Annotated in this window: 9 protein-coding genes; 7 read left to right on the top strand and 2 right to left on the bottom strand. The window is 34.4% G+C overall.

Features of this window, described 5'->3' with window-relative positions; all coding sequences use genetic code 11:
* Window positions 1-38 precede the first annotated feature (38 nt).
* Both ABW637_RS00065 and ABW637_RS00070 read right to left on the bottom strand, forming a co-directional pair.
* Window positions 39-1,229, bottom strand: a complete 1,191-nt coding sequence (locus ABW637_RS00065; protein WP_367582574.1) for a serine hydrolase domain-containing protein — start codon at window positions 1,227-1,229, stop codon at window positions 39-41.
* A 105-nt stretch (window positions 1,230-1,334) separates the two neighbouring features.
* Window positions 1,335-4,028, bottom strand: a complete 2,694-nt coding sequence (locus ABW637_RS00070) for a DUF5916 domain-containing protein (RefSeq protein WP_367582575.1) — start codon at window positions 4,026-4,028, stop codon at window positions 1,335-1,337.
* Between the two features lie 279 nt (window positions 4,029-4,307).
* Between ABW637_RS00070 and rplM the strand changes: the two genes are divergently transcribed.
* The 7 genes from rplM to ABW637_RS00105 all read left to right on the top strand — a co-directional run bounded on the left by rplM (window position 4,308) and on the right by ABW637_RS00105 (window position 11,559).
* Complete coding sequence (gene rplM / locus ABW637_RS00075) at window positions 4,308-4,763, top strand: 50S ribosomal protein L13 (protein ID WP_367582576.1); 456 nt, start codon at window positions 4,308-4,310, stop codon at window positions 4,761-4,763.
* The gene (gene rpsI / locus ABW637_RS00080; protein ID WP_367582577.1) at window positions 4,763-5,149 is read left to right on the top strand and encodes a 30S ribosomal protein S9; all 387 of its coding nucleotides are present in this window, start codon (window positions 4,763-4,765) and stop codon (window positions 5,147-5,149) included. Before rplM ends, rpsI begins: the two co-directional genes overlap by 1 nt.
* Before the next feature lie 130 nt (window positions 5,150-5,279).
* Window positions 5,280-6,125, top strand: coding sequence for a 30S ribosomal protein S2 (gene rpsB, locus ABW637_RS00085; protein WP_367582578.1), 846 nt, complete (start codon window positions 5,280-5,282; stop codon window positions 6,123-6,125).
* Between the two features lie 174 nt (window positions 6,126-6,299).
* Window positions 6,300-7,265 (top strand): translation elongation factor Ts, encoded by a 966-nt coding sequence (gene tsf, locus ABW637_RS00090; RefSeq protein WP_367582579.1) that lies wholly within the window; start codon window positions 6,300-6,302, stop codon window positions 7,263-7,265.
* 420 nt (window positions 7,266-7,685) lie between these two features.
* Window positions 7,686-8,393 (top strand): UMP kinase, encoded by a 708-nt coding sequence (pyrH, locus tag ABW637_RS00095; RefSeq protein WP_367582580.1) that lies wholly within the window; start codon window positions 7,686-7,688, stop codon window positions 8,391-8,393.
* Window positions 8,394-8,464: 71 nt separating this feature from the next.
* Entirely contained in the window at window positions 8,465-9,028 is a 564-nt protein-coding gene (frr, locus tag ABW637_RS00100) for a ribosome recycling factor (RefSeq protein ID WP_367582581.1), read from the top strand.
* Between the two features lie 89 nt (window positions 9,029-9,117).
* Window positions 9,118-11,559 carry a DUF5686 family protein gene (locus tag ABW637_RS00105; RefSeq protein ID WP_367582582.1) on the top strand — a complete coding sequence of 814 codons (2,442 nt, stop codon included), beginning with the start codon at window positions 9,118-9,120 and terminating at the stop codon, window positions 11,557-11,559.
* Window positions 11,560-11,610: the final 51 nt, after the last annotated feature.

Below are 11,610 nucleotides of genomic sequence, written 5' to 3' on the forward strand. Positions count from 1 at the left end.
TAAAATCCTACCAGTGATTACCGGTAGGATTTTTTTGTTTACTTCTTCATATCAAGATAAAAGTCATAATAATTTAAAAAAGTAGGCATTACAGGGCCATTAAATGGATTGGGGGCATTAAACAAAACGCAAATCCCAATTTTATTATCTGGATCGATAAGCAATTGTGTTTTATATTGATTTACATTACCCCCATGATACACAATTCTTCGTCCTCTGTAGTCTAAAATCCTCCATCCCATGGCATAATATGAATCTGTAACTCCGTCCCATAAATTAACATACGTATCTTTATTACTGGTACAGACAATAGGATTAAAAATATCGGCAAGGCTTTCTTTTGAAATAATATCTGACCGATATCCTAACAATACTTTTAGGTATTCTCCCATATCAGAAATAGAAGCGTTAATACCACCAGCTGCAGCAACATTGTAATAATTTTTATGAAGTTTATCTAGCTTATATTTTTTTGAATAGTGATTATAAGAATGAGGTAATGCTACGTTATTATTACTTTTTATTTCAGAAAAAGTACTAGATGCAGTAAACATACCTGCCGGATCAAAGACCCTTTCTTTAAGCAGAGTTTCAAAAGGCTTTTGAGCTTGGTTCTCCATTACTTTTTCTATCACTGAAAACATAGCATTTTGATACTCATAGTCCACTCCTTCCTTAGCAATAACCCCTTTTCTTTTAAAACTATTAATAATACGATCAATCGACAATCCTTTTTGTATAAGTTTGGTATAGGTGTATTGATATAAACCTGTGGTATGCGATAGCAAATGATGAACCCGAAGCCGGTCTGCCTGTTCTTTATCTCTTAAATCGAATGTATGCACGGATTCTTTAACTCTTTGATTCCATTGCAGCTCTGCTCGATCAACCAAATTCCCTGCTAATACAGCGGTAACTCCTTTTGATAAGCTGGCGATTCGAAATACCGTATTTACATCTACAGAATCCTGTGTATGAATCTCTTTTACCCCAAATCCCTTCTTGTAAATAATCGTTGAATCCTTAACAATTACAATAGCAGCACCGGGACATTCTGAAACATTAAAATTGGTCGCAAAAAACTTCTCATAATGCTCCAAAAAAAAGGATAAAGAATCTTTTTTTGAAATTTTTAGGTTTTCTTCTACTAGGCTTACTTCCTCGTTAGGTTTTGAAGAATTACAAGCGACTAAAAAAACAGCAATAAGTAATACATAAAAAAATTTCATACAGCAATATTCTAAACCGCTGCAAAATACATTTAAAATAATAAGAGTAAAAAGTTTTTTTAAAACAGTTTCGAATCAATTAGCTATAAACAACACGCGATCTACCTATAGCACAAATCGATATGTCGCTTTGATTAAAAATGTGTTCTCTGGTTGCTGATCTAAGATTTGATTATTCAGGCTCCTAAATAAATGATCAGAAGGAGCCCCATCTCCTGTTACACCTTGTGACCAAACCAAGAATATTTCGGATCCAGGAATATACTCCCAACGCAATACTAAATTAGAACGAAATTGCACAAATGCAAAATCCGGATCCTCAAAGGTATAATCTACCGTTCCATCTCTATCCTCATCAATAGAATACTCTTCGTCGGCAAAAGAAATTTGATCTGCGTCATACAATGTCACCCGTTCTCCCAGATCCTTGGCTATTGCATTATTAACGTAGTTAAAATTTGTATATCTACCTCTGGATATAAATGGCTGACCATAATATTGTATGGTAAGGTTAGGGTTAATATTATAATTTAATCGAATACTTGCACTTAAGGTTTGTTGATCAATACGCGCTGTAATATATCGTGTCGTGTCTCCAAAATCAGCTTCAGTTACATATTGTGTTTTATTAGGATTACGTTCAAATTCTGGGTTGATAGACATACTAAAGGCATCAAAGGGCTGATATCTAAGTCTCACAACATATCTTTGAAACGAAAAATTATTTTGTTGTGCTGATGAATTAACATGTCCCAATGTAAAATTGAATTTTTTTCTTTGATCCGAACCAAAGAATAAAAACGCAAAGTTTTCATCAGAAAACCTCCAACGAGGTCCACCCCGTAAAAAAGTATTAGTAAAAATACGTGGCTTGTGCCCAAACCCTACTTCGGTCCACCAATTATTTGTATAATTGATAAACCCATTAAATTCGTATTGAATGCGATTATAATTTCCTTCAAAGTCAAATGTAGAGAACTGTTCTACAAAAATATTAGCTCTTCTATACAATTTAGTTGGTTTTAAAAACAAATAGCGTGCGTTAATAAATTGCCTGATCTCATCTGCCTGACGTAAAAAACCAACATCATTCAATTCAAGTTCTGGAGAACGCCAAAAGATCCCCGTATTATATCGCAGCCGTCCTCCACCAGATTTTCCTCCGACCAGTTTACCACCGGTTCCTGTAAGTGAAGTTCGATTAGGGTCTACAGCGACATGATCAGCATCTACTCGCTGAAAAAGATGTGTAAGTTCATTTTGAGTTTCTTCTATAGCCTCTTTAGAACCTTCAACGTGGCTTGTAATTATATTTCCTTCTATATAATATTTTCTATCCTTCCAATTATGCCTGAAATCCAGTCCACCAGTATATGCAGACTTACGAAGTAAATTCAGATTATTTTCAATTGTCCCTACAAGTTCTGATGTTTCATCTGTATCTGGATTCTCTTCATCAATCTCAAAAGCATCACCCAAATTACGATTAGTGGCTGTAAAAATCCCACCGATATAGGTGTTACGTTCGTTAAAATCTTTTTGGATCCTACCCACAAAATAGTTTGTAAGTGGTTCTACGACAGCCTCTCTTCGATTTCCGTTTTCATCTTCAATTTTAGCAACCTCGCGTTCTGTAACACTTTCTAGCACACCTATCGACCAACCATTTTTGGTTTTCCCGCTAAACTTTGCTGCACCCAGCATAGTAGTATTAGTAGGACTATCTACAAAATCTCCATCCAATTCGGTTATAGAGCCTTGCGGATTTCTTCCTATTCTACGAGAATAAAAGACATTATCAAATCCATTAGCAAACTGGTAATCAAAAATGTTCTTGTTTTCAACAAAAAAAGGCCGTTGCTCTCTAAAAAATATCTGAAATCCATCTAAAGCTATAGCTGCAGGATCAGCTTCTACTTGTCCAAAATCAGGATTAACTGTCAAATCCAAAGTTAAATCATTTGTAATTCCAATTTTAGCATCTAATCCCCCATTGAGTTTAAATTCTTCTCCATCTCTAAAGGGATTACCTTCTTCTTCAGGAAAAGTATCAAATTGAGTTACTGCAAAGGGTTGAATTTCTAATTGTTTTTGTGGCTCTATATTAATTAGGCCATGCAACTCACCAAATTCACTTACAAAACCGGGTGCATCGGCAGGAATACGCTGCCATCCCGACCGCTCATCTTTTCTAAAAATAAGCCTGGTCACTTGAAAACCCCAAATTTGTTCTTTATTATTACCAAATTTTAATTGGCTTAAAGGAATTTTTACTTCGGCAGTCCACCCTTCAGAATCTATGTTGGCAGCAGTATACCAAATTGGGTTCCAGCTTTCATCCCAGTTATCTCCATTCTGACTTACGAATTCATCTCCTTTAACTCCTGCCGCAGTAATGGTAAATGAAAAAGCAGTTCGTTTATCATGATATGTATCTAATATAATGGTCACTCTATCACCTGCAAATCCATCTCTTCTAGACAGTCTTTTTTCGATCTTATCAGGTTCTGTATCAAAACATCGATATGCTACGTATAGATATTTCTGATCGTATACTATTTTAAATTTAGTTTGTTGACTAGGTGGTGTATTTTCATCGGGTTGATTCTCTATGAAATCTCCGGTCCATTCTACCAAATCCCAACTGGATTCATCAATAATTCCATCTATATTGGGAGCTTCGTTACCGTTAAGGGGGTTTGTCGTATAAATCCTTTTTTCGACAACTTTAGTAGAATCTTGAGCAATTATAACAATAGGAAATAGGCAAAGTACCAAGAAATGGTGCAAATACTTCATTGCGATTTGATGTTTGATGATTGACATATCTAAGATGATAGAAATTATTATGTTTTGTCACACTTTAACCTGTTTTTTAGTAAAAAATTAACAAGAAATGAGGGTTAAAGCGCATAAAATAAACAAATAAGCCACAGTAATATTAACCTACCTGAAAACCAATGCATCATAGATTAAAAATAATATTAACTTGGCATTTGCTATATAAATATATAATTGTACATTTGCACCCCTATTTTATATAGGAAAAGGAATGTTTAATAAGTAAAATTAATTAGTGTGGACACATTAAGTTACAAGACAGTATCTGCAAACAAAGGGACCGTTACAAAAGAATGGTTACATGTAGATGCTGAAGGACAGACTTTAGGTCGTCTTGCTTCTGTAGTAGCAGTACTACTACGAGGTAAACACAAACCTAGCTTTACCCCACACGTTGATTGCGGTGATAATGTTATCATTACAAACGCCGAAAAAATCAACTTAACAGGAAAAAAGTGGACAGATAAATCGTATATCCGTCACACAGGTTATCCTGGAGGGCAAAGAAGTCTTACTGCTCAGGAATTGTTCGAAAAGAACCCAGAGCGTTTAATCGAAAAAGCGGTAAAAGGAATGTTACCTAAAAACAAATTAGGAGCAGCTTTATTCCGTAATCTAAAGGTTTATGCTGGAGCAGAACACAATCAGGATGCTCAAAAACCTAAAACTGTTAACTTAAACGAAGTTAAGTAATGGAAGTTATTCACAAAATTGGTCGTAGAAAAACGGCTGTAGCTAGAGTTTATCTTACAGATGGTTCTGGAAAAATTACGGTTAATAAAAAAGACCTTAATGACTACTTCACTACTGCTACTTTACAATACAAAGTAAATCAACCTTTAACTTTAACAAGTAACGAGGAAAAATACGATGTAAAAGTAAATGTATATGGTGGAGGAATCACTGGACAAGCAGAAGCTATTCGTTTAGCAATATCTAGAGCGGTATGCGAATTAGACGAAGAAAACAGACTAGTTCTTAAGCCAGAAGGTTTATTGACCAGAGACCCGAGAATGGTAGAGCGTAAGAAATTCGGTCAGAAGAAGGCTCGTAAGAAATTCCAGTTCTCTAAACGTTAATTTATTAAAACAGTATTTGTTGTTATCCCCGAATACTCGGGAGTTAGTTTAGCATCTAAATGCACAAGGCCATACTAAATAGTAGCCACTTGAGCATTGCTAATTCAACAGAACGTAAACTATTACAAAAATGGCAAACAATATCGAAGTAAAAGAATTACTTGATGCAGGTGTACACTTTGGTCACCTTACAAGAAGATGGGATCCAAATATGGCACCATATATCTATATGGAGCGTAATGGTATTCACATCATTAACTTATATAAAACTGCTGCAAAAATCGATGAAGCTAGTGAAGCTTTAAGAAAAATCGCAGCGTCCGGCAGAAAAATTCTTTTTGTTGCGACTAAAAAACAAGCTAAAGAAATCGTTGCTGAAAAAGCAGGTAAAGCTAACCAACCATACATCACAGAAAGATGGCCTGGTGGAATGCTTACTAACTTTGTTACTATTCGTAAAGCAGTTAAAAAAATGGCTGCTATCGATAGAATGAAAAAAGACGGTACCTTTAATACTCTATCCAAAAAAGAACGCTTACAAGTAGACCGTTTAAGAGCTAAATTAGAAAAGAACCTTGGTTCTATCTCTGATATGACTCGTCTACCTGGTGCATTATTTGTTGTAGATATTACTCGCGAGCATATCGCAGTAAAAGAAGCTCAGAAATTAAACATTCCTATTTTCGCAATGGTAGATACTAATTCTGACCCACGTCAGGTAGATTATGTAATTCCTGCGAATGATGATGCTTCTAAATCAATCGACAAAGTAATGACATTTGTAAGTGATGCAATTATCGATGGTTTAGGTGAAAGAAAAGCCGCAAAAGATGCGCCTAAAAAGGACGCACCTAAAAAAGATGACGCTCCTGCAAAAGAAACTTCTAAAAAAGAAGCTCCTGCGAAAGTAGAAGCTAAGGTAGAAGCTCCTGCAGCACCAGAAGTAGCAGAAGCTGCAAAGCAAGAAGAAGAATAAACGAATTAATCGTTTAACAATCTTTAAAAGTTATTCGTTAAGTCTTATTTGATCAATCAAGGCTTAACCTTAACATAAAATTGATGAGTCGTTTAGTTCTTTACTTTTGCAGTAATAACTAAACGACTTGTTTTTTTAAACAAACACATTACACACATTAAATATTTAAATGATATGGCAAAGATTACAGCCGCAGAAGTAAATAAATTAAGAAAAGCTACAGGTGCCGGAATGATGGATTGCAAAAAAGCACTTGTTGAAGCCGAAGGAGATTTCGACAAAGCAATTGATGTATTGCGTAAAAAAGGACAAAAAGTTGCAGCAAAAAGAGCAGACCGTGAGTCTTCTGAAGGAGCTGCTATTGCTAAAATAAATGCTGATAATACTGTTGGTGTATCTATCGTTCTAGGTTGTGAAACTGATTTTGTGGGTAAAAACGAAAGTTTTATCGCTTTAGCAAATGAATTAGCAGAACTAGCATTAAATTATTCTTCTAAGGAAGAGTTTTTATCTGCAGATTTTGGAGGGATGACTGTGGCAGAAAAATTAGTTGAACAAACTGGTGTTATCGGTGAGAAACTAGAAATCAATGCATTTTCTACGCTAAAAGCTCCTTATGTTGGTTCATACGTACATATAAACAAAATTGCAGCTCTTGTTGGATTATCTAGTAAAGTTGATAAGACTGATGTGTTGGCAAAAGATTTAGCAATGCAAATTGCTTCTATGGGAGCAACAACACTTTCTTATAAAGATTTTGATCCTGCATACGTTGCTTCAGAAACTGAAGCAAGAATAGCTGTAATTGAAAAAGACAATGAAGAATTAGGTCGCTTAGGTAAAACCCTTAAAAATGTACCTCAATACATCTCTATGTCTCAATTAACTCCTGAAGTTTTAGCTAAAGCCGAAGAAGATGCAAAAGCAGAATTAAAAGCTGAAGGTAAGCCAGAACAAATCTGGGATAGAATTCTTCCAGGAAAAATGGAACGTTTTATTTCTGACAATACAACTCTTGATAAAGAGCAATGTTTATTAGATCAGAATTTCATCAAAGATGAAAAAATCAATGTTGCCAAGTATGTAGAATCATATGGTGATGTTCATGTAACTTCTTTTGAAAGAGTAACATTAGGTTAATCTAATAAAGATAACGCTATTAGCGAAAAATCAAAAACCGCTTCTGGATATCCAGAAGCGGTTTTTTCTTCTTCATTTATCAAAATACTCTCTAATAAGCTTACAACGTTATAAAACCTCAAATCTCTTCAAGGCTTTACCCCCAATAAAGACTAACTCCCCAATTAGTCAACACAAAACGTTTAAACCTTTATTTAAAAAATATTTATCATCCCCCTCATTTTTTTGTTTTCCTCGTGGCAAACCTATGACATATTTTAAAGCCAATCAACACCTTGGCCAGGGGAAAAGGACCCTTTTTTATAGGGGTATTTCATTTTCAAGAAACACTATCCAACACAAAAAACTTACACCTTTATATTCTAAAGTATTTTCTAAATTAAGAATATCGTTATATTTGCACCACAGTAACACCATATAATGAAATACAAAAGAATATTACTAAAATTATCAGGAGAAGCCTTAATGGGTGAGCGCCAGTACGGTATCGATCCTAAAAGATTAGCCGAATATGCATATGAAATCAAACAAATAACTGATAAAGGCGTACAAGTTGCCATTGTAATTGGTGGAGGTAATATTTTTAGAGGTGTCGCCGGAGCAAGTAAAGGAATGGATCGCGTGCAAGCCGACCATATGGGGATGCTAGCTACCGTTATTAATGGTCTAGCCCTACAAAGTGCTCTTGAAGATGCAGAAATCCCTACCAGACTACAATCTGCTGTGAAAATTAATGAGGTCGCCGAGCCTTTTATACGTCGTAGAGCAATGCGTCATCTAGAGAAAGGCAGAGTTGTAATTTTTGGCGGAGGTACTGGGAATCCATATTTCACTACAGATTCGGCTGCTGTACTTAGAGCAATTGAAATCAATGCAGATGTCATTCTAAAAGGAACCAGAGTTGATGGAATTTACACTTCGGATCCAGAAAAAAATGCAGATGCAACAAAATTTGATTTTATATCGTTTGATGATGTATTACGTAAAGGATTAAAAGTAATGGACACTACAGCATTTACCCTTAGTCAGGAAAACGAATTACCGATAATAGTTTTTGATATGAATAAAGCCGGAAACCTACTAAAAGTGATTTCTGGTGAATCTATTGGTACACAAGTAAATCTTTAATTATATTTATTCTGTGCTAGAGTAAAATCTGGCACAAATTTTTCATTAGTCAAAAGAAAAAGAAGTAAACAATGAATGAAGAAATAGATTTTATATTAGATTCAGCTAAAGAATCTATGCAAGCTGCCATTGTGCATTTAGAAAAAAAATTACTCAATATTAGGGCGGGTAAAGCATCTCCAGCAATGCTGGGCAGTGTAACAGTAGAGTATTATGGCACTCAAACACCGTTAAATCAGGTCGGAAATGTTACTACACCAGATGCTAGAACAATAACGATACAACCTTTTGAAAAATCTCTTATTCCAGAAATTGAGAAAGGAATTCAGGTTGCAAATCTAGGTTTCAATCCTATGAATAATGGAGAAAGTGTTATTATCAATGTCCCACCACTTACCGAAGAACGCCGTATAGACCTTGCCAAACAAGCTAAATCTGAAGCTGAAGATTCTAAAGTGGGTGTACGAAATGATCGCAAAAATGCTAATAATGAGATAAAAAAACTCGAAAAGGATGGGCTGTCTGAAGATCTAGCAAAAAATACTGAAGTAGATATTCAAGAGCTAACAGATGGTTATATAAAGAAGATTGATGAAATGCTAGCCAGCAAGGAAAAAGAAATTATGACAGTTTAACTTTTTATATGTACATTAATTATATATAATAGCGTTTTCTTATTGGAAACGCTTTTTTGTATCTTCGTTTTTTGAACCCTGTCAGTATAATGCGAAACAAATTATTTTGTTTATTATTTTTTACCCACTACATCTTAATATCACAAGTAAGCATTAATGGTATTGTGGTTGATGCAAATTCAAATCAACCCATGCCCTTTGCTACTGTAAAAACGGGTACATCATCATATGCAATGACTTCTGTTAATGGTGAATTTGTTATACGCAGTAAAAATTACCCCGTAAATATCACTGTGAGTTTTCTAGGATATAAAACAAAAACTATCCTGGTTCCTTCAAAGGTTCCGGGAAAAATTGAAATAAAACTTACTCCTAAAGATGAGAATCTAGCCACAGTAAACCTTGATGTAACCGAGAATGTAGCTCCTAAAATAATTAAAGAATCAATACGAAGAAAAAAACAAAATAATCCTAAAAAAGCACTTCAAAGTTTCAGCTATAAAAGCTACAATAAATTAAAAATTACAAAAGACAATCAGGCTAAATTAGACATACGGGATACTGCAAAAGTAGCTATGCAACGCATATTTAATGAATCACACTCTTTTTTGTCTGAAAAAATAAGTTTACATCAATTTGGTAGTGGTTTAGGCGAAAAAGAAACGGTTTTAGCGACAAGAATGACAGGCTTTAAAGAACCCATTTATAATGTACTAGGTATCAAAATACAGTCTAATTCTCTTTACGAAGAAGATTATACCATTTTTAATAATAAATACATAGGACCATTATCCAATAGAGCTCTTAACAATTATTACTATAAAATTTTAGGCACAACTCAAGACAAGAAACCTGCTTTTATTATTCTTTTCCAACCACGAAAATCTAAAAGGTTTGCAAGCCTAGAGGGAATACTATATTTAGACATTAAAACTTTAGAAATTCAAAAGGCTATTATTGAGTTACGTGGAGAGCTTAATGTAATGGCTTCGCATGATTTTGAATATTTTTCTGAGCAAAAAAGATGGTTTCCGATAAGTCAAGAAATTACTATTCGCCCTGGTGAAGGCAGACAAAAAGTTAGTCTTTTTGGGGGACAAATATCTATAGGTCGACTAGGGAATGGTAAAAGAAAAGATGCTAACAACAATGACTTTTTAGTATCTAAAACCGATTTGCGGGATATTAAATTAAATACCAAAATAGATATAAAACAAAGTGATGCATCAATAAAAATTGACCCAGAAGCCAATAGCCGCCCCGAAAGTTATTGGACTCAATATCGTACAAGTACTATTACAGAAAAAGATTTAAATTCATTTCCGATTGTAGACAGCATTGTTAAGGCTCAAAATATAGAACGTAAAATTGATGTTATTCAAAGTTTCAATATTGGATATTACCCTGTAGGGTTCTTCAACTTCGACCTCACCTACCCCATAAAATATAATAATTTTGAAGGATTACGCTTGGGTATAGGGGGGCTTACAAACTCAAAATTTTCTAAACGATTTAGGGCAGAAGGATATGTGGTATATGGTTTTAGAGATTCTAAATCCAAATATGGAGTTGGTGGGGGTGTATTACTTAATAAAAACTCAAGTTCATGGTTTAATGTTAATTATACAGATGATATTAGAGAAGTTGGAAGCTTTCTCTATCTCACCGACAGAAGAGTTTATTCTCTCTTCGAGCCTCGTTTGGTTAATATTGATTTTTATTATAAACATAGAACCTGGAGTACCAGCTTACAACATCAGATTTTCCCTAAACTTCTTTCTGAAGTACAATTTTCGGTAAGTAATATAAATCAAACCAAAGGATACCAATACCTCAATAACGATAATCTATTTTCGGGGTATAAAATTACTGAATCAACTATAGCTTTACGCTGGAGTCCATTTAGTAAATTTCTTAAAACCCCTAAAGGAATTAAAGAAATACATGAAGGGTACCCAAAAATTACAGCACAATATACTCAAGGATTTAAAGGGGTATTTGATAGCAACTTTGACTATAGTAAGGTAGGCCTCAAAGCAGAATATGTAATAAATCGTATTAACCTATCTCGTACAAGTATTTTATTAGAAGCAAATGTTGCTACCGGAGATACCCCGCTTACACATTTATATCACGCCTACCCTAACGCTCCTACAAAAGAAACTGTTTTACAGCGATTCTCTGTTGCGGGTCGAAGAACTTTTGAAACCATGTTTTTTGGTGAGTTTTTTAGTGACAAATTAGCCACATTACAAATGAAGCATAGTATAAAGCCTTTTAGGGTAACCAACTGGCTCAATCCAGAATTTGTTTTCTTAACCAGATACGCAATAGGTGATATTGAGAATATCCAAAATCACCAAGGAGTTAATTTTAACTCATTACAGCAACTTTATCAAGAATCGGGATTTGAAATCAATAAATTATTCGCAGGTTTTGGACTTAGTTTTGCATATCGCTACGGAGCTTATCATTTACCTCGATTTGAAGATAATATTTCATTCAAATTTACTTTCTATCTGAAACTATAAACCCTATTGAACATAAATAATTTTCTTTAGTAAAATTCATAAATAATAATC

The organism is Aquimarina penaris, from assembly GCF_040786285.1.
GTDB lineage: Bacteria > Bacteroidota > Bacteroidia > Flavobacteriales > Flavobacteriaceae > Aquimarina.